This window comes from Mucilaginibacter sp. RCC_168, assembly GCF_041355315.1.
Taxonomy (GTDB): domain Bacteria; phylum Bacteroidota; class Bacteroidia; order Sphingobacteriales; family Sphingobacteriaceae; genus Mucilaginibacter.
Genome location: NZ_JBFUPN010000020.1, coordinates 44428 through 66911, shown reverse-complemented (window position 1 = coordinate 66911; position 22484 = coordinate 44428). Strand labels below are relative to the sequence as shown.

The following is a 22484-nucleotide window of genomic DNA, read 5'->3' as shown; positions in this document are numbered from 1 at the left end:
GAATTCTGATTCAGACAAACTAATCAAAATCAATCTTCCGGTTTTCCTTTTTGGCGGAGTGTTTCTTTTTGTCATCCAGGCGGGCGGCTTTCGCTGCCTTACTTACTTTGGTGGGTTTCCGTGCTTTAGGTTTCTGCAATGCACGGGTTAGTAATAATATCAATCGTTCAATAGCCTTCTCCTTGTTAAGGTATTGGCTACGCTCTTCATCACAGATCACTTGTACTAAACCATCCTTATTTAAGCGGTTTTGCAGTTTATCGTTCAGTAATAGTTTCTCCTCTTCGGTAAACAGTTCAGAGCTATCTACATTAAATAAAAGTTCCACCTTGCTCGATACTTTATTTACATTCTGGCCGCCCTTACCCCCACTACGCGAGGTTTTATAAGTAATTTCTTTTTGCAGTGCTGATTTAGTAAGGTTCATTGGGCAAAGGTAATTGATTGGTTCATTAGTTCAATTGTTCATTAGTTCATTTGTAAACAATGTACAAATCAATTAGCGAGATAAACATCCGATCCCAATAAACCAGTGAACTAATGAACAATTGAACCAACGAACTAATGAACATATTTTGTACTTTAGCTACGCTTATGAGTAAAAACATAGTAGTGGCCATTGACGGCTATTCATCATGCGGTAAAAGCACACTGGCCAAAGCTTTAGCTAAAAAACTTCATTTTATTTATGTGGATAGCGGCGCAATGTATCGTGCCGTTGCCTTGTATTTTTTGCGCAACAATATCGACGTGACCAATCACGATCAAATTGACGAGGCCTTAAAAAACATCCATCTTAATTTTCACTCGCGCGATTATCAGACACATATTACCCTAAACGGAGAAGAGGTATCTGACGAGATCCGCCTGATGCCTGTATCTGATAAAGTAAGTGAAGTATCGGCCATTCGCGAAGTACGTAAAGAAATGGTTAAGCAGCAACAGCGCATGGGACATTCTAAAAATATTGTGATGGACGGGCGCGACATAGGTACTACCGTTTTCCCGGATGCCGATATAAAGATCTTTATGACCGCTGATCCTAAAGTACGCGCCGAAAGGCGCTATAAGGAGATCAAGGATAAGAACCCTGAAATTACCTTAGAAGAAGTATTTGAGAATATAGCTCATCGCGATTACCAGGACACCACTCGTGAGGAAAGTCCGCTTGTAAGGGCCGATGATGCCATTATATTGGATAATACCAACCTCACTCCACAACAACAGCTGGACTTTGCTTTGGAAAGGGTAAAACCACTTATTGTTTAGGTTTTCGAGTCAGGTCTGTTCAGGGTTTTAAAAAGTCTCCATCTATAATTAACAGCTTTACACCATCGGTGGATACCGACCGGTGCGAGCTCAGATCGTCCGATACGATATAGGTCATGCCTTTGGCTAAGGTAAAGGCTTCGCCGTTCTGTAATTCACTGACGAACTCACCTTCCAAACAATGTACGATATGGCCCTTCTGACACCAATGATCGGCCAGGTAACCAGCAGAATATTCCACCAAGCGCAGCCTAAGACCATCAAGCAGTAATGTTTGCCAGAATGCGGTGCCGGTTTCGCCCCGATGTTCTGTTTTCTCTACTGATGACCAATCAATAGTTTGAAAAGGTATATTGTACATGTTTGAGAATTGAGCGATTTAGCCTGCAAACTTTTCTGCCTTAACGCCAAAGTGGTTTAAAAAATCAACCCCTTCATCGCTGGCTAAACCTTTGTATTCGGCGTATGATTTATCAAAATATACGTGCTTAATACCGGCCGAAAATATAAGGCGGGCACATGGCAGACAGGGCGACAAGGTGGTATACAATGTAGCTCCTTCAAGTTTAGCGCCATTTTTTACAGCATATAATATAGCGTTTTCTTCGGCGTGCAGTGCCAGAGAACAGCTCCCTTTTGAATCACGGGGGCAGCCCTCGCCGGGCCATTCCTCGTCGCAATTATGGGTATGTGCAGGCGGCCCGTTATAGCCAATGGATATAATACGGGTATCACGGGTTAAAACAGCGCCTACCTGGGCTTTAACGCAGTGTGAACGCTTGGCCAGATCAGTGGCCAGGTTCATAAAAATATGATCGAAACTTGGTTTCATGTAGTTTATTGGTTCACTCGTTCATTGGTTCATTAGGATTGGCAAATTTGGCACCAATAAACTAATGAACCATTGAACTAATGAACTAAATATTAATGTCCGCCCGAAACTTCCACATGGTCAAGGTCGATACCCTGGCTGCGAAGTTCACGGCTCACTTTCCAGGCAAAATATGCCAGGTAGGCAAAACCTATTACCGGTACAATGTACGAGAAATGGATACCGCTCATGCCTGGTACAACGTTACCTGCACCATCAGCAATTTTACCTTGCAGTGGCGGAATGATCGAACCACCCAGGATCATCATGATTAAAAATGCCGAACCCTGACTGGTGTATTTACCCAAACCGGTAATGGCCAGCGAGAATATGGATGGCCACATGATAGAGCAGCATAAACCACCGCTGATGAAAGCGAAAGTGGCTACCCTGCCGGTAGTGAACAAACCTATCAGCATAAATATAACGCCCAGTATACCCAATACAGATAAGGTACGTGTTGGCTTTTGCCGACCAATAAAGAAAGCCACAATAAGTACGGCCACACAAACCGCGTAAACATACAGGTTACTTACGTTTACACCGGTAACCGCATTTACCAGTAATACCAGGCCAAACGCTACAAACGGAACAAGAACGTATAAAACGTATTTGGTTGATGTTGAAAGATTGAACGCCCCAATTGAACCTGCAAAACGACCAATCATTAAGCTACCCCAGTATAAAGATATATATGGCGCAATGTCCGACTCGTTAAACGATCCAAACTCAGGCGTTTTCAATAAAGAACCCATGTTACTTTGAATAGTAACCTCGGTACCTACATAGGTAAAAATAGCCAGCATACCCAAAATCAATTGCGGATATTGCATAGCGCCCCAGCCTTCTTTACTTTGTTTAGCGGCAAAAATAGTCCCTACAAGGGTGAATACGATAATAGCTAATGAAGCGTAAACAAAATACTGGCTTTTAATTATGTCGACTACGTGTTCTGGATTAGATGACAATAGTTTATTAATAGCAGCACTTAACGGATCGGCAGCAAGTATCAATAAAAACGCTAAAAACATTACGAAAAGCGGAGTATTCGCTTTTTTACTTGACTCAATTTTCTCATCGCTGGTAACCTTTGGCAGGTTTGAAAACCAAAAGAATACAGCTACAGCTATAAATAAAGCCGCCAGCATATAGTAAAGGTTATTAATAGACGATATTTTAACTTCTGGCTTAACCTCAGAATTTGCAGTACCAAACAAAACAACGCTCACTACAATCGGGCCTAATAAGGCGCCTATATTATTGATACTGCCGGCAAAATTCAAACGGTTGGAACCTGTTTCGGCAGGGCCTAAGGCTACCACAAAAGGGTTCGCGGCAGTTTGCTGCAAGGAGAAACCAACAGCAATGATAAAAAACACGGCTAATATAAACCCAAATGCACCGCTGGCAACAGCGGGTATCATACCTAATGCACCTACTGCCGATATAACTAAACCTAAGATAATACCATTTTTATAACCCAACTTATTCATGATATCAACCTTACTGGCTTGCGAAGCAAAATAAAGTATCAATGAGCCTATAAAGTATCCGCCATAAAAAGTAAAATCGATCAACTGTGATTCGAATTGAGTGAGATGAAAATGCGTTTTACAAAATGGTATAAAGATACCGTTAGATGCGGCTAAAAAGCCCCAGAAGAAAAACACAGTAATCAGCGTATATAATGCCGAACTGTAATTTTTATTGTCTTTTTGTTCCATTTTTAAGTTTAGTTATACAGAATGTATTTTGAATCGCTAAACATAATTCAATTTTTGTAAATGTTATTATTCTTTTTCAAATTAAATAAATCACAATTTTAAGTTTCGTTGTTTAAGAGATAAAATTGCATATTCGCATGGTTCAAAATTTTGGAACATAAGCCTAAATAATGATAGAAGCTGTTATTTCGGGATTGGGGATAGGATTAGTGTTAACGTTTTTGACTGGCCCGGTCTTTTTTGCTCTTATTAAAACCAGCATCGAAAAAGGTTTTCATGCCGGTGTGGCATTAGCACTCGGCGTAGTTAGCAGTGATGTGGTTTTCGTGGGAGCAATTTTATTTGGCTCTCAATATTTTGATATATCTAACCATACCAAAACCGTAGCGGGTGTTGTAGGCAGCATCATATTATTTAGTGTGGGTATACGCTACCTGTTTAAAAAAGGCGAGGTAAACTATGAAAACAAAGTCCCCTCGGGTATTAACCGCGCAGGCTACTTTTTGAAAGGGTTTTTGATGTGCATTTTTAACCCTACCCTCCTATTCCACTGGATCACGGTGATCGGCACCGCGAGTACTGTTTTTCATGAAGGTGTAGCACATCGCTCCTTTAAAATCGCGGTAATGTTTGCTACCGTACTCATCGTACAGTTCGGGATGGATGTTACCAAAGCTTTTTATGCCAATAAACTGCGCGACAAGATCTCCGTTAAGCTGGTTCACCGCCTTAATGAAGTAGCAGGTATCGCACTGATCATAGCTTCATTAATATTGGTGGATAAACTGGTAACCCACTTTGTATTTTCTGCTCCGGCGGGGAGTTAACCCCCTTCTTTAATTATTGAATTAGTGATTTAGTGAATTATTGAGTTTGTTATTTTTCTTCTCAGTTAGCAGTTAAGTTTCAGCTGAAATCGGGTATAAACAAAAAAGGCGATAAGTTTTTCAACTCACCGCCTTGAATATCGTATTCCCGCTTCAGAGGGATAGGGGTTACATATAAGCCCTTTGGTTTTTACCTTCCATCCAGTTTACAAAGGCGCGATTAACTACTTTGTTACCGCCTGGGGTTGGATAATCACCGCTGAAATACCAGTCGCCGGTATGATCCGGACAGGCTATGTGCAGGTTATCTAAGGTTTGGTATAAGACCTCAACCTTACATTTAATATCTTTTGGCGTGATGATCTGTGCTATCCGATCGGAGATCTGCTGATCGGTAAATAAAGAATAGATATCTTTCACGTAGTTCTTAACCTCTTCTTTTGGCAATTTGGCGCTATCCTTACATTTCTGATATACATCCAGAATGATGTCTTCACGATCCATTTCTTTCAGCAGGCTGATCGCTGCTTCGAAAGCCACGAACTCACCCATTCTTGACATATCGATACCATAACAGTCAGGGTAACGGATCTGCGGAGCAGATGAAACTACCACCACTTTCTTAGGACCTAATCTGTCTAATATTTTCAGGATACTTTGCTTGAGCGTAGTACCGCGTACAATCGAATCATCCAGTACTACCAGTGTATCGGTATTCTTTTTGATCAAGCCGTAAGTGGTATCATATACGTGAGCAACCATCTCGCTGCGGTCGGCATCCTGGGTAATAAAGGTTCGAAGCTTTACGTCCTTAATGGCTATTTTCTCCACCCTTGGCGCAATCTTCAATACTTCGGTTAGCTCCTCTTCACTTATCTTGTCGTCACGGTTCAGTAACCTATCGCGCTGGTATTTCTTTACATATTTATGTATCCCCTCAACCATGCCATAAAAAGCAACCTCAGCGGTATTTGGTATATAGGAGAATACGGTATTCTGGATATCGTTATCAACCGCGTCCAATATCTGCGGACAAAGTAATCTGCCCAATTGTTTACGCTCGCGGTAGATAGATGAATCGCTGCCGCGTGAAAAATAGATCCGCTCAAAGGAACAGGCTTTCTTTTCCAATGGTTCGCTGAACATATCCTCGGTTATTTTGCCGTTCTTTTTAACGATAAGCGCATGACCAGGACGGATCTCTTTAATTTCTTCAACAGGGATGTTAAAGGCTGTCTGGATAGCAGGGCGCTCTGAAGCGGCAACAACTATTTCATCATTATAATAGTAATATGCCGGACGAATACCTACCGGGTCGCGCATCACAAAGGCATCACCATGGCCGATGATACCGGCAATGGTATAACCACCATCCCAGTTTTTAGCCGACTTACGAAGGATCTTGGCTACGTCCATATCATTGGCTATCAGCTTACTGATCTCCATGTTATCGTCCAAACCTTCGCGTTTGTACTGATCAAACAGGCCCTGGTTCTCAGTATCCAGGAAATGGCCTATTTTTTCAAGAACGGTAATGGTATCGGCTTTTTCTTTAGGATGCTGGCCCAGGTCATACAACTGCTGCAATAACTCATCAACATTGGTCATGTTAAAGTTACCGGCGATAACCAGGTTACGAGTCATCCAGTTGTTTTGCCTTAAAAACGGGTGGCAGCTTTCAATGCTGTTTTTACCGTGGGTACCATATCGCAGGTGCCCCAGTAAAACTTCGCCCGTAAAGCTTACATTTTCTTTCAGCCATTCGGTATCAGCCAGTTTTTCAGGACTTTCTTTCTGAATATCAGCGAATTTCTTCTGGATGTATTCAAAAATATCAGCAACAGCATTTGATGCCATTGACCGGTGCCTGCTGATGTACCGCTTGCCAGGCTCTATGTCAAGTTTAATGGTAGCAACTCCCGCACCATCCTGGCCGCGGTTATGTTGTTTCTCCATTAAAAGGTAAAGCTTGTTCAGGCCGTACAGAGCTGTTCCGTACTTTTTCTGATAATAAGACAGTGGCTTTAAGAGGCGGATAAATGCCACACCGCATTCATGTTTAATCTGATCGCTCATGATTTGGAATGAGGCTGCAAAGGTATCATTTTATAATGAACTATCCCCATATCAATTGTCATTAAACAGTAGTTTGTGGATAAGTTACCAAAACGTTAATTTCTTTGTCGGAATTTGTCTGAACCATGATTTATCAGATTAAAAGATTACCATGATGTTAAATAAGAATCCATTAATCCCAAAATCAGGTAAATCATGGTTCAGACAAAATTTAACTTTATTCTCCTCTATTTTGCAAAGCCGACCATCTGGTGCAATTTTACCGGATCATAAACCCGGCCGCCTTTTATAACAACCGAAACATTACGTATATCCCTGATATTTTTTACCGGGTCGCCATCAATAATGATCAGATCGGCTTGTTTGCCTGCTTCAACAGATCCGGTTTGCTTATCCATCTTCATCACGGTGGCCGGCACAATAGTAGCCGTTTTTATAGCCTGCGCTGGTGTAAGTCCGGCTTCCACATAAAGCTCTAACTCCCTATCAAGACTATAACCTGGGAAACCCATATCCGTACCGGCTACAATAGGTACACCTGCATCATACAGTTTCTTTACCGCCTGCTTCATACTTGCCATTAATGGCTTGGCTTTAATGGCTTGCTCCGGCTCCTCACCCATATTTTTAAATAACGACTGCAACGGTAAAGGCAAATTATAAAATGCAGGCTCCAATTGAGTTATATCATCTTTTAAGTTACGGAAGAAAAGCTCATAAACGCCTACTGTGGGGTCGATAGCCACATGGTGCTGTTTGATAAAATCAATACCGGCTATGCTCTTAGGGTCATCAAAATCAGCAGAGCGATCTGCATTTCGTTTCATAATCGAATAAACATACTGAATGTGATTCACCATGTTCATCCCCGAATCAACGCCCTGCTGCAGGGTCATCCCATTGGGTATGTGCCCGGTTACCGTCAATCCAAGACGGTGGGCCTCATCACAAATTACCTTCACTATTTCCGGTTTTACCGAACTGTATATTTTTATCTGGACAAAACCATTCTCTTTATAGCGGTCGACTGCCTTTATGGCTTCTTCTTTGGTATCGGCCTGTATAATTCCCAAAGCCATTGGACCTTTACCGTCAATAATACCGGCTTTTAATATGTTAGGGCCAATACCTTTCTCGTTATCAATGGCATCCTTAATCGCGTTGATATATTCAAACTCATTACCGCAATCCCTAACGGTTGTAACCCCGGCGGCCAGGTAAGCCGGCCCCCACTCAGCCTGTTCAAAATGGGAGTGCATATCCCACAAACCAGGTAAAATAGTTTTGCCCTTAGCATCTATCACTTTTGCACCTGCCGGAATGGTTACCGATCCGGCTTTTCCTGTTCGTACAATAATGCCTTTACTGATCAGTATAACCGCGTCCGGGATACTTGTACCGGTTACCACATCATATAAGTTGCCACCCGTTACTACAATTGTTTCATCGGCTGTGCCGGCTTGCCCGGTGGCTTTTGCAAACAATTGCATACCATAAGTAGCCGCCTTGCTGATCAGCTGAGGCAGTAATTCTTCATACTGGGCACGCATCATTTCCAGCTTATCACCTTCCGCGTCATTAGTGATCAGGCAGATCAGGTTTCCTTTATTATCGGCCCACAACAACTCATTACCCCAAACCAAACCGCTGATGGTGAACCGGTCGAGGGTTAATGAGCTACCATTAAAGCCCAGTTCATCCGTCCCTTCTTTTTTTATTTGAACCGAACCAAACGGCAGGGTGTTGATAGTTTCGGGTTCATGTTGTTTTTTCCAGTACTGAAGCAGCACCTGCTGTACCGTTCCGGGCGAATATCCGGCTACAGTAAAACTGGAGGGTAATACCTTTTGTGTATAGGATGAGTCATTAACCCTGATAGAGGCTTCGCCGCCATGTATGGTGATCTTGTCATCCACCTTCGAGAACCGGGAAGTACTGCCTTTTATAGTAAGCTCCAGTGGATCATTGACTGGGTTTACTTTCAATTCTGCCGTTAAAGACACCGGCGAACCCCGGTCAACAAATTTAAAGTCGATGCTGTATTGGATGGCATCTTTATATTTATGCACCACATACGTTTCTTTACCTATTTTTTGCGCAAACTTGTGCAAAAAGAAAGTGCCGCTATCCGCGGGAATATTAGTTTGAGCCTGTGCATGTACAAAAAACAGCGAAATAACAATAAACAGGATGGGCTTTTTCATAGATGGAAAGGTATAGTAACAGGTATAATAAATGTACGACGAAATTTAAAGGTAACTAAAAAATAACTTTATACTGGCGAATTTGCAGAGCGTATGACATCAAGAAAATCCGGAGGGTGCTGACGCCGCAAAACTTTTTAAACCTTAAATTTTAACAAATTTCCGGTCTAAAACAGCGTAAAAACAGTTAAAAATTCATTCAAAACCATCGATTTTAACACTTTTTAACAAATTTCAGTGCGATTTTGATGCGTTTTGAAAAGTTTAAAAAGTATTAAAATATTGATTGTCAAATAACTAAAATACAAAAAAACTATTTTTTTGTCTCTTTCCTTTAACAAAACAGCCCGGTTTTCTCTTTTTTTAGAAAAAACCGGGCTGGTATTCACATAAAGATACGAAAATTAACGCTTAAATTCAACAGCCTTAAAAGCCCCGTTAATATTTAATATCCCTGAAAGTAATATTGATACGAGGGCCCGCCTCGCTGGTAGTTTTAGGGACCTGGTGCAGCCAGTAGTGCTGCGTTTCGCCCTGCATAATTAGCAGGCTGCCGTTGCTGAGCCCCATGGATACTTTGGCGTTTTTTTGCTGTTTGTGCTTAAACTGAAAAGTGCGTGTAGCCCCAAACGATGCCGACGCGATAACCGGGTTGCCACTCAACTCTTTTTCATTATCGCTGTGCCAGCCCATGCTATCCTCGCCGTTACGGTAAAAGTTGAGCAGGGCTGAATTAAACTGCTTATTGCATTGCTGCTCAGCGGCTTCTTTGATCTGAAGCAATAAGGGCGTAAATGGCAGGGGCGTATTCACCACGCCGGAGTAGGTGTAGGTTTTGTCGCCATCGGCGTACCAGGAAGTAAGTCGCGGAAAATTAACCGATTTCCCGTAGATCTTCATCTTATCCTGTTTCCACAGAATGGAATGTTTCAACTCATCAAACACATCATAAACGCCATCCTCCTGGTAAAAATTGGGATATAAGAATACCTCCCCATCAAACGGCAAAAGGTTATGACGGGCCGGGCTAAATATATTCAATTGATTATCGACGATCATTTTTTTAGAATCTTTCTTAAATAGAATCAAGAACTAAGAGTCAAGAATCAAGACAAAGCTCCAGGAGTTCCACATCTGCAAATTTAGACAAGGAATATGGATCACGGTTTAATATCATACACTATACTTATTGTTTCCTCGGCGCTGTTCGAAGTCTTTGACTTCGAACGATTATGCCGGTAGTTTGCAACTACCGATATCGCTTCATGTAGTCTAAAGACTACGAACATAGTCGTCCGAAGTCAGAGACTTCGGACAGCGCGTTTGTTATTTTTTGTTCTTTGCTCCAAAATCCTTGTTCCTTGTTCCAAAAGTCCTTGCTCCAAAATAAAAAAATCCGGCTTTGCAGCCGGACCTCTCATATTTATGTAATTGGTTTGAAATTCAATAATTATAGCTTTTCGCCGTGCTGGCTGATATCCAGGCCTAAAACTTCGTCTTCGGCCGAAACCCTTAGTGGCGATATCATATCGGTAATTTTAAGCAACAGTAAAGAGCCAAAGAACGAGAATATGGAAACACAAACTAAAGCCACTAACTGCACTAAAAACAAATGCGTTTCTCCAAAAAACAGGCCGTTACCGGTTGTATTGCCCGCGTTTACGTGCTGATTGGCAAAAACACCGGTAAGCAGCATACCTACCATACCGCCTACACCGTGGCAGGGGAATACATCCAGCGTATCATCAATAGAAGTACGTGTGCGCCATTCCACCACCAAATTACTTACTACAGCCGATATAATACCAATGGCCAGTGAATGCGGCACGGTAACAAACCCGGCGGCTGGTGTAATGGCTACCAGGCCCACTACAGCACCAATACAGGTACCCATAGCTGAAGGTTTGCGTCCGCGCAGCATATCAAAAAATATCCAGGTAATACCGCCCGCGGCCGATGCTGTGGTACTGGTTGCTAAAGCGGTAACGGCTAAAGCGTTGGCGCCAAATGCCGAGCCTGCGTTAAACCCAAACCAGCCGAACCATAAAAGCCCCGTACCGATCATCACATAGGTAATACGTGCAGGTGAGTGGTTAGCCTCGTTACGGCGTTTTAAATAGATGGCCGAAGCCAATGCAGCCCATCCGGCCGACATATGCACCACGGTACCGCCGGCAAAGTCCAACACACCAAATTTGGCCAGTATGCCATCGGGGTGCCAGGTACAGTGTGCCAATGGCGAAAATATAAATATCGAGAACAAGCAAAGGAAAATGATGTAGGAGTTGAAACGGATCCGCTCGGCAAAAGCACCGGTAATCAACGCGGGTGTAATGATAGCGAATTTCAGCTGGTACATAGCAAACAACAGCAGCGGTATGGTTGGCGCGGCTTTCCAGGTGGCGTTACCCAGCATACCCTTCATCATAAAATAGGTGGAGGGGTTACCGATGATACCATAAATGCTATCGCCAAAGGCCAAACTAAAACCAAATATGCCCCACAACACCGTAATGATCACCATACAAACAATGCTCTGTAACATGGTTGATATCACATTCTTTTTATTAACCATTCCCCCGTAAAAGAAAGCAAGACCCGGCGTCATGATCAAAACCAGGGCCGTTGACATCAGCATCCAGGCAATATCGCCGGTATTAAAATGAGGATCTCCGGATTTTTTGAATTCTACAGAAGGAAAAAGAAAAGTGAGAACTAAAATGACAAGAATTACTAAGAAAGGAAAATACCGCTTCATGGAAATATTAGAATTGCTTTGTAAAACGGCCTGAAAGTATGATTTTAATTATAAAAAAACGAAGAATATTAAGTTTTTGTTAAAAAATTACGAAAATTGAAAAATTAGAGGGATTGAAGTACCCAATGAGGAAAAATACCCAATAAAATAAGGATAAAACTTATGAATATTGATAAAACAAGCAAATTCACAGATTTTTTGTTGCTTATTTCGGCCATTTCCTTTCTTTTCAAAAATAAATTTAAAGGGATCTTGATGTAGTAAAACAGCGAAACAACCGTAGTTAAGGTCCCGGTAACCATCAGCAACATTAACCAAATGTTATGGGTTTGCTGATAAACACCATATACTGCCGAAAACACAAACAGCTTCCCGGTAAAACCGGCGGTTACCGGTAAACCGGTTAATGAAATCAGGATGATCACAAAGCAAACGGATGCTATTGGGTATTTAAGACCCAGCCCGCGATAGTCTTCCACATCTTCGGCACCGGTTTCGTTGGCAAAATAAGTAGCCAGCGCCAGGGCGCCAATATTAGCCAGCGCGTACACCAGTAAGTAATATGTTAATACCGATACACTTTGTAATGATAAAACAACAACCGCCATCAGCGCGAAACCGGTATGGCCAATGCTGGAGTAGGCCAGCATCCTTTTAATATTGGTTTGCAGCACCGCCGCGAAATTACCAGCTATCATGGTAATAATACCGATAACGGAAAACGCTATGCTCATATTAAAGCCGGTCCAAAGTCCCGTAAACATAAATGGCGAAAGGAAATTGATCAACAAGGCAAAGGCTGCTATTTTGGGTACGGTTGACAGGTATGCCGTAACCGGTGTGCTTGCGCCCTGGTACACATCGGGCACCCAAAAATGGATGGGCACAAAAGATAATTTAAACCCGATACCTATTAAAATCAGGATCATAGCAAAGGAGGTACTAATGGGATTAACACCCGACAACTGCTCAATGGTATGATGGAATATAATATCCAAAGAACCGCTAAAGCCATATAATAACGAGATACCATACAGCATCATAGCTGATGACGCCGCCCCGAACAATACATATTTTAAACCGGCCTCGGTACTGAAAGCATTTTCTGTACGATAAGCCACCATGAGGTACGAGGCTATAGAAACCATCTCGATAGCCAGGTAAATAGATAACAGATTTACCGCCATCACCATCAAATGCAAGCCGAACACGGATGCTATGGCTATAGAATACAGATCAGACAGACCCTTTTGATGACCGTTGAGCTTATTATCCCAGGTAAAATATAACAACAGGATAAACGACAGCAGATCAATGATCAGCTTAAAGAATATACCGCTGCGAATAAGCAGCAGCATATTACTGAATATCAAATGCCCGCCGTCAACCACCAGTGTAAACTGTTTCAGGTCAAGGTACATCACCAGTACTAAACCTGCGCAGGCTACTATCCGGCATAGTTTCAGGGAGTGCTTACCAAATATCAGGTCGGTTATCATCACCACAATAAACAGCGCTGCCAGGTAAACCTCGGGCATAAAAAAGGCTATGCTGCCAAAAACAGATGATAAAGACTCGGGTATATGGGGTAGCAGATCGTGCATTTTATTTTATTGAACTATTTAAGCTGTAAAAACTGAACGAAAGCCAATACCGAATCATTGATCTTATCAAAAACCAGCGAGGGCATAATACCTAAAGCCAGGGCTATCAGTGCCAGTGGGGCCAGTGTTAATTTCTCGCGCAGGTTCAGATCGGTCAGGGCTATTTTCCAAACTTGGCCCCCTTTTAATGATTCGGTACCGAAAAACATGCGCTGTAACGTCCATAAGAAATAGGCGGCGCTCAGCAATATACCTACCGAACCGCAAACGGCCATCCAGTAAGGCAGTAAACCATTTACCGAGGGCGATTTAAAGGCACCAGTTAAAGAGAATGCTTCGGCCACAAATGCCGAAAAGCCCGGTAAGCCCAAGGACGCGAAAAACGCGATCATCACAAAAGCAGTGTATTGCGGCATCAGCGTACCCAGTCCCCGGAAATGATTGATGCCACGGTCGTGCACCCTATTGTACAGTACGCCCACCAAAAAGAACAGCATGGTTGATAAAAACCCGTGGCTCACCATCTGCATTACAGCCCCGCTCACACCTTCGGCGGTTTGGGAGGCGATACCTAACAGTACAAAACCCATGTGCGATACGGATGAATAAGCGATCATGCGTTTCAGATCTTTCTGGGCCAGGGCATTGAAGGCTCCATATAAAATGGAGATCACACCGAGCAGTCCCAGCCAGAACGCGCCGGTAGTGGCTACTTCCGGGAAGATGCCTAAACAGATACGGATGATACCATACCCTCCTATTTTGAGTAGGATACCTGCCAGTATGATAGATACGGGCGTTGGGGCTTCCACGTGCGCGTCGGGTAGCCAGGTGTGTAAAGGCACCACAGGCACCTTAATGGCAAAAGCAATGAACAGTACCACAAAACCCACCGTTCGTGCCGGCATACCTAATATGGTTTGATGACCGGCTATAGAGAATATAGATTGCCCGCTGTAATTAGCCGGGTTCATCATTTGAATGATGTTAAACGTATGATTGCCTGTCGCGGGATCGGTAACCGAAAGGTACAAGCCCACCATCACCAGCAGCATAAATACCGAACCAAATAAGGTATACAGAAAAAACTTGATAGCCGCGTATTCCCTGCGCGCGCCGCCCCACATCCCGATGAGGAAGTACAGCGGTAACAGCATCAGCTCATAAAACAGGTAAAACAGGAAAAAATCTAAAGCGCAGAATACACCGATTACGGCCATGTCCAGCAGTAAAAACAACAGGAAAAACCCTTTGAGGTTACTCTTGATCTCCCATGACGACAGCGTAGCGATAACCAATACCAGTGAGGTCATCACCAGCAGACTGATGGACATGCCATCGATACCGACAAAATAATCGATCTGCATTTTGCCCATGCTGCCCAGGTTCAGGGAGATCCAGGGAAGTTTTTGTACAAACTGGAACTGATCTTCGTGATTAATACCGCCGTAAGCCGCACCCGTTTTAAAATACAGGTACATCCATATACTGATGCCTAATTGTATAAGCGTGGCCGTTAGCGTGAGGTACTTAAAGCTGCCCCGCACAGACGATGGCAGCACCATAATGATAAGGCCGAACAGTACAGGTACCAGTAATAGTAAGGTTAATATATTCATGCGAATTAAATATCAGAGTCAAGAATTAAGAATCAAGAGATAAGAGTCAAGAATCAAGAAAATAATAGTTGGTAATTATATTCCAATTTTAACCAGCCTCCCGGCTCTTGATTCTTGATTCTTATCTCTTGATCCTCTCTCTTCTTTCATCATATCAGTATTTTTAAAATAAACAATAGCAGTACAATTACCAGCATGCTAAACAGGTAATACTGTACTTTACCGCTTTGAAACTTACGTGCAAAATTGCCAATACTTTGCACTATAGCGGCTAATAAATGCAAAAATCCGTCGACGATATATTCGTCTGTCCAGGCGGCTAACCTGGCTACAGCACCGCTGATGCGCGCCAGAAGGTGTAAAAAACCATCCACAACGGTACGGTCGATCCAAAAACAGGCGCTGCCCAGGCGCAATACCGGGTTTACAATAATCCGTTTATATAAATTATCAATATACCATTGGTTATAGGATAAGCGGTAGAAATAGCCTCTTTGAGAGAAGGTAAAACCACTTTCCCGTACATATATCCGGTAAGCAGCAAACAATACCAGCAGGCTAATCACATTTACGCTGATGGGTACCAGTCTGTGATATATATCCTCACCAGTACTATGGGCTGATGATCTTAAACCTTCAAACAACCAGCTATGCTCATAGGAGAATGGATTAAAGGAAAACAGCGGAAATAAACAGCAAATAGCCAGTAATACCAAAGGCAAAGTAAACGGCCAGTTGCCATCGCTCAGGTGAAGTTTAACATCCGGATTATTTTTAAGCAGACGAAACTCGCCAAAGAAAACTTTGAATATCAACCGGCCTACATAGAATGCGGTAAGCCAGCTGGTCAACAGGGTCATCAGCGGGATGATTTTAAACCAGGCATTATGGCCGTCGCTCCATTCAAAGGCCTGGATCAGGATACCGTCTTTTGACAGATAGCCAGAAGTAAGCGGCAAACCCACCAGGGCCAATGCTCCTATAACAGCTGCTACAAAAGTAATCGGTAGTTTTTTACGCAAGCCACCCATGTTAGAGATATCCTGCGGATCGATATCCAGGTTGTTATCATCCTTAATGTGCTGCATCTGGTGGATCACAATACCAGCCACCAAAAACAGCAAACATTTAAAAAACGCGTGTGTAGCCAGGTGGAATAGCGATGAAGCATAAGCCCCTACCCCCATGGCCAATATCATAAAGCCTAACTGCGATATGGTAGAGTAAGCCAGGATGCGTTTGAGGTCGTTTTGTGTAAGCGCGATGGTTGCCGCCATAAACGCTGTGAAGCAACCGATACAGGCTAGTATGGTGAGCTCTGTCTGGGTGAACATGGGGTACACCCGGCCCAGCAAAAATACACCGGCGGCCACCATGGTTGCGGCATGGATGAGAGCTGATACCGAGGTAGGGCCTTCCATCGCATCGGGCAGCCAGGTATGCAGCGGGAATTGGGCCGATTTGGCTGCTATAGCTAAGAAGATGCCCACACATGCAATGTATTGCCAGAGGGCGGGTATCTGGCTAACCGGACCTGTCCATAAACCATTTTTTATAACGGATTGCGTGATTGATCCATTTTGACCGAATATGGTATCAACATCAAAAGTGTGAAACTGTGCAAACAGGACAATGATGGCGCTTAGCAAACCAATATCACCTACCCTGTTCATGATGAATGCTTTTTTATTGGCTTGTACGGCTTTGTCTTTAGTAAACCAGAAACCAATGAGCAGGTACGATGAAAAACCAACCAGCTCCCAAAAGGCATAGAACAAGATCAAACTATCCACCACCACTAAAGCCAGCATGCTGAAACAAAAGAAACTGAGGTAAGTAAAATAACGGCTGTACCTATCGTCGTGCTTCATGTAGGCGGTTGAATAGATATGTACCGGCAAGGCAATAACCGATACCAGCAACAACATCAGTACCGAAAGATTATTGAGCAGGATACCGGCATAAACCTGGGTTTGGCCAATGGTAAACCAGATGCGCTGGGCGTGTACCTGCGGATTATTCCATACCGTTGCAAACACCCGGGTTGATAATACACAGCTTAACAAAATGGCTATGGTTGAGATCCAGCCTGCGGCTTTGCTTTTTACGGGCATACAAAAATTTACCAAAGCAGCAAGCAGCGGCAATGCCACGGCAGCAACCGTATAGTTTAAACTTTGTATGGCGTGTAAAAAGTCTTCCAATTTATATTAGTATCAAGTAGTTAGTATCAAGTATCACGACTTTATCTGTCAATCTTTTGTTCATGTTTTTATATTTTTTAAATCATATATCTTTTTAAATACTTAAACTACTGCTTTCCAAATTTTTAATTCTTTAAAACCATGCATTTTCTGTCTTGATACTTGATACTAACAACTCGATACCAAACTCAGTCCCTCAATTTATTAATATCATTTGGATCGATGGTTTTGTACCGGCGGTATACGTTCAGGATAATAGCCAGTGCAACTGCTGTTGTAGCTGCCGCAAGTACAATGGCAAACAAGGCGAATATTTGTCCGCTGTTATTTACTTTATCATATTTACCAAAGGCAACCAGATTTAAAATAGCAGCGTTCAGAATCAGTTCAATACCTATCAATATTTGTATGGCATTGCGTTTAGAAACGGTCATGTACAAGCCTATGCAAAACAGGGCTGCGCTTACTACCAAAAAATCCGTTAGTGTGATCATGCTTTGCCCTCCTTACGTGATAAATGGGCCGCCCCTATCAAAGCTACCAGCAGCAAGATCGATATGGCTTCAAAGGGCAACAGGTAACGGGTCATTAAATTTACCCCGATATTATCAATCATGATATCTTTAGGAGTAATCTCGTTTTTAAGGCTGATCGCATCCCTAACCCATGGCAGATTATCCGCATCGGCCTTAAACAGCACATTAATCAATACAATAAAAAATACGGCTGCCAAAAGTATCGCGGGCAATTTCTTCATACTAAAAAACTTCCCTTCCTGTTTTTGCAATACGTTCAGGGTTTCTTTTCCAGAAAGCATAAAGGCAAACAAAATAAGCACCAGTATGCCTCCTACATAGATCACCACCTGGGTTACGGCCACAAAATCGGCCAGGGCCAGCACATATAAACCGGCCAGCGAAAACAGGGTAACAAAAAATACAAATATGCTGCGCACCAGATTTTTGCTGGAAGCCGCGTACAGTGCAGAAACTATAGCTATAAAACTCAGAAAATAAAAAAGTACGCGTACCAGGGTCATGCTTCGCCCTCCTTTTTTTGCATGGCGGCCAGTTTAGCTGCCTGCTTTTCGGCTTGCTGCTGATCAAACAAGGCTCGTTTTTCGGCAGCAACTTCCGGCGGCATGTCCGAGAACTGATAGGTGAGATCGCTCAGCTGAAATACCGTTTTATCATACTGGTTGGTCATCACGATGCACTCGGTAGGGCACACAATAGTACACAGGCCGCAGTACATGCATTTGGCCATATCGATATCAAACTTGGCGGCATACAAGCGTTTGGTGGTTCCATCAGATGTTTGGCCGATGGCTTCCGTAGCCTTGATCGATTCAATGTCGATACAATTAACCGGGCATACTTTGGCGCACAGATCGCAAACGATACAATCATCCATCTCCACATCCAACTGATAACGCCCTACTTCGGGAACGGGTAATTGTTGCTTGGGATATTGAATAGTGTTGGTACCTTCCAATTGTTTAAAGTAATTATCGTCGCTTACGGTCGTGATCTTTCTGGCCGCATTGGAGGCAAAAAGATGCTTCACGGTAAGGCTTAAACCTTTCCATGCCGTAGTAAAACCGTTAATTAATCTTTTAAACATCGACCGTTGATTTGTATGATTACGTTGATTTCGCTGATTTTTTGCCTTGATTTTGTCTGAACCTTGATTTTGAACTATTATTTATTTTTATTGGTGTTCAAGAGGGCTTCGCCGTTTATTAGATTCAGGGATTATCTTGAATTCTTTCTTTTTATTTGTTCTTTATTTTTTGTCCTTGTTCCAAAAGTCTTTATTCCTTGCTCCAAAAATCCTTACTCTCATAATCACATTAGCCACAAACGCCACACGCCCGATATCAGCATGCAGGCAAAAGCCAGTGGGGTGAGCACTTTCCAGCACAGGTTCATCAGTTGGTCGACCCGGAAACGGGGCAGTGTCCACCTGATCCACATTTGTACGGCTACCAGGCCAAGCGTTTTCAGGCTTACCCAGAATATTCCCCAGGCCATGCCTGTTGTCCACGTGGCCAGATGTGCTGGCCCTATGTTAGGGAATGGTGTATTCCAGGCACCCAGAAACAAGATAACCCCGATCATGGATACCAGGAACATCATTGAATACTCTGCTAAAAATACCAGGGCAAACCTGATGCCAGTAAATTCGGTATGGAAACCTGCCACCAGTTCCGATTCTGCTTCGGGAATATCAAAGGGTGCGCGATTACTTTCGGCCAGTGAAGCTATAAAATAGATTACAAAAGCAATGATCAGGTGCGGGGCACGAAATATGTTCCAGCTAAACAAGCCACCTATTTTCGAAACATCCCAAAAGCCAGCGAACTTTATTTTTTCGCCCGCCAGGATGCCTTGCTGCATGGCTACATCCTGCAGATTGAGCGTTTGCGCTATCATCACTACCGATATAATGGCAAAGCCTGCAGGTATCTCATACGAGATGATCTGCGCGGCAGAGCGCATAGCGCCCAAAATAGAATATTTGTTGTTTGATCCCCAACCCGCCATCAGGATGCCCAGTGTTTCGACAGAGATGATGGCAAAAATGTAATATATACCCAGATTTATTTTAGAGGGGATAAGACCCGGAGCCCAGGGCAGGGCGGCAAAACCCATATAAACAGCAATAAAAATCACTGCCGGCGCTAGCATAAACAACCACTTATCGGCAGCAGCCGGAATGATGAGTTCTTTCTGGATCATTTTTAATATATCGGCCAGCGTTTGGAGCGAGCCAAACTTACCGGTTTCCGTTGGCCCCAGCCTGTCTTGTATAAATGCCGAAATTTTACGCTCGGCGTAAACACCAAACAGCGCAAAAAAGGCCGAAAAACTAAACAACCCAATAGCTACAATAAAATATATGAGATAAGTATTCAAGAGGCCTGTTTTGCTTAAACCGCAAACTTACTAAATGTTATAATATTTTAGGCCGGTAAGTTATATTAAGTTGGTGGGGATTGTGGAGTAGTGGGTGGTGAATAGTAAGTAGTGAGAGGTGAGTAGTTAGTTTTTTTCTGAACCCTGGTTTATCACCTGTTGTTTGTTTTCAATTGTGTTCTAGAAGGCTCCGCCGTTCATAGGATTTTCACTAATTATTTTTGCGGTGTTTAAGAGGGCTCTGCCGTTAAGGGATTCTCAGGATTTTTGTCTAAATTGTTGGTCATTTTTCACTCACCACTCAGCATTTCACCAAATCATTGGCTGATATAAAAGTTGATTTTACAGGGGCCGAGAAAAATACGGAGGCATGATGATCAAAATCGACCGTATCATCTGTTGTGGTAAAAAACGCCTGAGTTTTATTCCGCGTTACCTTGCTTTCTATTTCGGGATGGCGCTGCAGGTAATCAACCAGGCTTTTAGCAACGATATCGCCCTGGGCCACTACTTTAACATGCGCAGGCAGGTTAGCCTCTATTTTTTGCTGGATAAGGGGGTAATGGGTACAAGCCAGTAAAATGGTATCAATTTGCGGTGATTGTGCCATGATCTGATCCAGGTACAATTTCACAAAATAATCAGCTCCGGGCTGATCATACTCGCCGTTCTCAATCAGCGGAACCCAAAGCGGGCAGGCCTGCTGATGAACTTTAATCTCTGGAAAAAAATGCTGGATCTCCAAAAGGTACGAACCCGATTGCACGGTTCCTTTAGTACCTAGTACGCCAATTTCTTTAGTGCTGCTGTAATTGCCTATAACCTCGGCTGTTGGGCGTATCACACCCAGTATTCTTTTGGCAGGATCAACTGTTTTAAGGTCTTGCTGCTGTATAGTGCGCAGGGCCTTAGCCGAAGCGGTATTACAGGCTACGATGATGAGTGGGCAGCCCTGTTCAAAAAGCCATTGTACACATTCCCAGGTATACTGGTGAATAGTGGTAAACGAGCGGTTACCATACGGAGCCCGGGCATTATCGCCCAGGTATATATAGTCATACTCCGGAAGCTGTTCAATAATTGATTTAAAAACAGTAAGGCCGCCAAAGCCCGAATCGAAAATACCTATAGGTTGACGCATCCAATTATTGAATTAGTGATTTATTTATCTGAATCAGAATTTACAGCATTTTAAAATGATCAGAATTATTTTTGGAAATTCTAAAATTCTGCAAATTTTGATCCAGACATACACAAAAATAAAAAAAGCGTCACGTAAATACGCGACGCTTTTTTTAAATGACTAATAATTGATATTTATTTTAATCCCAATTTCAATTTTACAGCGGCCAGCAGGTCGTCAGCATCCGGAGATACTAATAAACTTACTTGTGAAGAATCCAATACGTAAGCGTATCCTTTTTCTTTGGCAACAGCACTAATAGCAGTAGTGGCCTTATCAATTAATGGTTTAGTCAGTTCCTGTTGTTTTTGCTCAACTTTCTGACGGGCATCATTTTGATAATCCTGCATACGTTTTTGTATATCCTGTATTTCAGTTCCTTTTGCGCTACGCACCGCATCTGTCATAGTAGCTTGATTTTTTTGGAAATCATTGCCTTTTGTAGTCAATTCATTGTTCATGGTGGTTAACTGATCAATAAAAGTTTTTTGATAAGCCTCCATTGTGGTTTGTATAGTTTTAGTTTCAGGCATCATATCAATTAATTTATTAAAATTAATATGCCCGATCTTAGTCTGCGCATTGGCAAAGTTGCCCGCAAATAACATACCTACTGCAACTAAAGCAACTTTAAATAGTTTTTTCATTTTTCTTGTCCTGTGTTTAATAATAGTCTGTTTATTTAATCAAAAATTTATTTAGCAAATACTCCGGGTTTAAGCCCCAATTTGGTTATTACATCATCGCTCCTATTGTAGCGTGGGTTAGCATACAGCATAATTACTTCGCTGTTTTTATCAAATATCATATCCAGGTTGTCGCCTTCGGCAATTGCTTGTACAGCTTTAGACACCCGATCCTGGATTGGTTTAATCAAAGCGTTACTCTTTTGTGAAAGTTCCCCATCGGGTCCGAATTTTTGACGTTGAAAATCCTTAGCGGCTTTTTCTTTATCAACAATTTCGGCCTCACGGCGCTTTTTCATATCGGCCGTCATTAAAACCTGATCGGCCTGGTAGGCTTTGTACAGACGGTCAATTTCCTGAAAACGGCTGTCAACTTCTTTTTGCCATTGATCAGATAATGCTGCCAGCTGTTTTTGTGATGAGGCGTATTCGGGCATATGTTTTAATATATACTCCGAATCAACGTAAGCAAAACGTTGCGCATAAGCTCCCGTAATTGCTGTTAACGTTAAAAACGCTATTAAAATTATCTTCTTCATAT

Annotated in this window: 20 protein-coding genes; 2 read left to right on the top strand and 18 right to left on the bottom strand. The window is 42.7% G+C overall.

What is annotated here, in order from left to right:
- Positions 1-19: 19 nt before the first annotated feature.
- Complete coding sequence (gene arfB / locus AB6735_RS19380) at positions 20-427, bottom strand: alternative ribosome rescue aminoacyl-tRNA hydrolase ArfB (protein ID WP_370997613.1); 408 nt, start codon at positions 425-427, stop codon at positions 20-22.
- Between the two features lie 167 nt (positions 428-594).
- Here arfB and cmk point away from each other — a divergent pair, with 167 nt between their 5' ends.
- Positions 595-1269, top strand: coding sequence for a (d)CMP kinase (gene cmk, locus AB6735_RS19375; RefSeq protein WP_370997612.1), 675 nt, complete (start codon positions 595-597; stop codon positions 1267-1269).
- A 19-nt stretch (positions 1270-1288) separates the two neighbouring features.
- Here the strand turns inward: cmk and AB6735_RS19370 are convergent, their stop codons facing one another.
- The 3 genes from AB6735_RS19370 to AB6735_RS19360 form a co-directional block, all read right to left on the bottom strand.
- Entirely contained in the window at positions 1289-1630 is a 342-nt protein-coding gene (locus tag AB6735_RS19370; protein ID WP_370997610.1) for a DHCW motif cupin fold protein, read from the bottom strand.
- 18 nt (positions 1631-1648) lie between these two features.
- Positions 1649-2101, bottom strand: a complete 453-nt coding sequence (locus AB6735_RS19365; protein WP_370997609.1) for a cytidine/deoxycytidylate deaminase family protein — start codon at positions 2099-2101, stop codon at positions 1649-1651.
- 92 nt (positions 2102-2193) lie between these two features.
- Positions 2194-3864, bottom strand: a complete 1671-nt coding sequence (locus AB6735_RS19360; RefSeq protein ID WP_370997608.1) for an MFS transporter — start codon at positions 3862-3864, stop codon at positions 2194-2196.
- A 170-nt stretch (positions 3865-4034) separates the two neighbouring features.
- Between AB6735_RS19360 and AB6735_RS19355 the strand changes: the two genes are divergently transcribed.
- Positions 4035-4691 carry a LysE family translocator gene (locus AB6735_RS19355; protein ID WP_370997607.1) on the top strand — a complete coding sequence of 219 codons (657 nt, stop codon included), beginning with the start codon at positions 4035-4037 and terminating at the stop codon, positions 4689-4691.
- A 168-nt stretch (positions 4692-4859) separates the two neighbouring features.
- On the opposite strand, the gene AB6735_RS19350 is transcribed toward AB6735_RS19355, so the two are convergent.
- The 14 genes from AB6735_RS19350 to AB6735_RS19285 all read right to left on the bottom strand — a co-directional run bounded on the left by AB6735_RS19350 (position 4860) and on the right by AB6735_RS19285 (position 22482).
- Positions 4860-6767, bottom strand: coding sequence for an amidophosphoribosyltransferase (locus AB6735_RS19350; protein ID WP_370997606.1), 1908 nt, complete (start codon positions 6765-6767; stop codon positions 4860-4862).
- Positions 6768-6994: 227 nt separating this feature from the next.
- The gene (locus AB6735_RS19345) at positions 6995-8971 is read right to left on the bottom strand and encodes an amidohydrolase family protein (protein ID WP_370997605.1); all 1977 of its coding nucleotides are present in this window, start codon (positions 8969-8971) and stop codon (positions 6995-6997) included.
- 438 nt (positions 8972-9409) lie between these two features.
- Complete coding sequence (locus AB6735_RS19340; RefSeq protein WP_370997603.1) at positions 9410-10030, bottom strand: alpha-ketoglutarate-dependent dioxygenase AlkB; 621 nt, start codon at positions 10028-10030, stop codon at positions 9410-9412.
- 391 nt (positions 10031-10421) lie between these two features.
- Positions 10422-11729: an ammonium transporter gene (locus tag AB6735_RS19335; RefSeq protein WP_370997602.1), complete on the bottom strand. Its 1308-nt coding sequence runs from the start codon at positions 11727-11729 to the stop codon at positions 10422-10424.
- A gap of 104 nt (positions 11730-11833) precedes the next feature.
- Positions 11834-13333: an NADH-quinone oxidoreductase subunit N gene (locus AB6735_RS19330; RefSeq protein ID WP_370997600.1), complete on the bottom strand. Its 1500-nt coding sequence runs from the start codon at positions 13331-13333 to the stop codon at positions 11834-11836.
- Positions 13334-13347: 14 nt separating this feature from the next.
- A complete protein-coding gene (locus AB6735_RS19325) occupies positions 13348-14952 on the bottom strand; it encodes a NuoM family protein (RefSeq protein WP_370997599.1) in 1605 nt (534 codons plus the stop codon).
- A gap of 149 nt (positions 14953-15101) precedes the next feature.
- A complete protein-coding gene (nuoL, locus tag AB6735_RS19320; RefSeq protein WP_370997597.1) occupies positions 15102-17156 on the bottom strand; it encodes an NADH-quinone oxidoreductase subunit L in 2055 nt (684 codons plus the stop codon).
- A 188-nt stretch (positions 17157-17344) separates the two neighbouring features.
- Positions 17345-17650 carry an NADH-quinone oxidoreductase subunit NuoK gene (nuoK, locus tag AB6735_RS19315; protein ID WP_370997596.1) on the bottom strand — a complete coding sequence of 102 codons (306 nt, stop codon included), beginning with the start codon at positions 17648-17650 and terminating at the stop codon, positions 17345-17347.
- Positions 17647-18195, bottom strand: a complete 549-nt coding sequence (locus tag AB6735_RS19310) for an NADH-quinone oxidoreductase subunit J (protein ID WP_370997595.1) — start codon at positions 18193-18195, stop codon at positions 17647-17649. Before AB6735_RS19310 ends, nuoK begins: the two co-directional genes overlap by 4 nt.
- Positions 18192-18779: a 4Fe-4S dicluster domain-containing protein gene (locus tag AB6735_RS19305; protein ID WP_370997593.1), complete on the bottom strand. Its 588-nt coding sequence runs from the start codon at positions 18777-18779 to the stop codon at positions 18192-18194. The genes AB6735_RS19310 and AB6735_RS19305 overlap by 4 nt, the downstream gene beginning before the upstream one ends.
- Positions 18780-19003: 224 nt before the next feature.
- Positions 19004-20074, bottom strand: a complete 1071-nt coding sequence (locus tag AB6735_RS19300; protein WP_370997592.1) for an NADH-quinone oxidoreductase subunit H — start codon at positions 20072-20074, stop codon at positions 19004-19006.
- A 301-nt stretch (positions 20075-20375) separates the two neighbouring features.
- Complete coding sequence (gene murI / locus AB6735_RS19295; protein ID WP_370997591.1) at positions 20376-21215, bottom strand: glutamate racemase; 840 nt, start codon at positions 21213-21215, stop codon at positions 20376-20378.
- A gap of 176 nt (positions 21216-21391) precedes the next feature.
- Complete coding sequence (locus AB6735_RS19290) at positions 21392-21904, bottom strand: OmpH family outer membrane protein (protein WP_370997589.1); 513 nt, start codon at positions 21902-21904, stop codon at positions 21392-21394.
- A gap of 47 nt (positions 21905-21951) precedes the next feature.
- Complete coding sequence (locus AB6735_RS19285; protein WP_370997587.1) at positions 21952-22482, bottom strand: OmpH family outer membrane protein; 531 nt, start codon at positions 22480-22482, stop codon at positions 21952-21954.
- Between the last annotated feature and the right edge of the window lie 2 nt (positions 22483-22484).

Coding starts and splice junctions, on each gene's coding strand:
- arfB (WP_370997613.1), bottom strand. CDS start 427: ATGAACCTTACTAAATCAGCACTGCAAAAAGAAATTACTTATAAAACC.
- cmk (WP_370997612.1), top strand. CDS start 595: ATGAGTAAAAACATAGTAGTGGCCATTGACGGCTATTCATCATGCGGT.
- AB6735_RS19370 (WP_370997610.1), bottom strand. CDS start 1,630: ATGTACAATATACCTTTTCAAACTATTGATTGGTCATCAGTAGAGAAA.
- AB6735_RS19365 (WP_370997609.1), bottom strand. CDS start 2,101: ATGAAACCAAGTTTCGATCATATTTTTATGAACCTGGCCACTGATCTG.
- AB6735_RS19360 (WP_370997608.1), bottom strand. CDS start 3,864: ATGGAACAAAAAGACAATAAAAATTACAGTTCGGCATTATATACGCTG.
- AB6735_RS19355 (WP_370997607.1), top strand. CDS start 4,035: ATGATAGAAGCTGTTATTTCGGGATTGGGGATAGGATTAGTGTTAACG.
- AB6735_RS19350 (WP_370997606.1), bottom strand. CDS start 6,767: ATGAGCGATCAGATTAAACATGAATGCGGTGTGGCATTTATCCGCCTC.
- AB6735_RS19345 (WP_370997605.1), bottom strand. CDS start 8,971: ATGAAAAAGCCCATCCTGTTTATTGTTATTTCGCTGTTTTTTGTACAT.
- AB6735_RS19340 (WP_370997603.1), bottom strand. CDS start 10,030: ATGATCGTCGATAATCAATTGAATATATTTAGCCCGGCCCGTCATAAC.
- AB6735_RS19335 (WP_370997602.1), bottom strand. CDS start 11,729: ATGAAGCGGTATTTTCCTTTCTTAGTAATTCTTGTCATTTTAGTTCTC.
- AB6735_RS19330 (WP_370997600.1), bottom strand. CDS start 13,333: ATGCACGATCTGCTACCCCATATACCCGAGTCTTTATCATCTGTTTTT.
- AB6735_RS19325 (WP_370997599.1), bottom strand. CDS start 14,952: ATGAATATATTAACCTTACTATTACTGGTACCTGTACTGTTCGGCCTT.
- nuoK (WP_370997596.1), bottom strand. CDS start 17,650: ATGATCACACTAACGGATTTTTTGGTAGTAAGCGCAGCCCTGTTTTGC.
- AB6735_RS19310 (WP_370997595.1), bottom strand. CDS start 18,195: ATGACCCTGGTACGCGTACTTTTTTATTTTCTGAGTTTTATAGCTATA.
- AB6735_RS19305 (WP_370997593.1), bottom strand. CDS start 18,779: ATGTTTAAAAGATTAATTAACGGTTTTACTACGGCATGGAAAGGTTTA.
- murI (WP_370997591.1), bottom strand. CDS start 21,215: ATGCGTCAACCTATAGGTATTTTCGATTCGGGCTTTGGCGGCCTTACT.
- AB6735_RS19290 (WP_370997589.1), bottom strand. CDS start 21,904: ATGAAAAAACTATTTAAAGTTGCTTTAGTTGCAGTAGGTATGTTATTT.
- AB6735_RS19285 (WP_370997587.1), bottom strand. CDS start 22,482: ATGAAGAAGATAATTTTAATAGCGTTTTTAACGTTAACAGCAATTACG.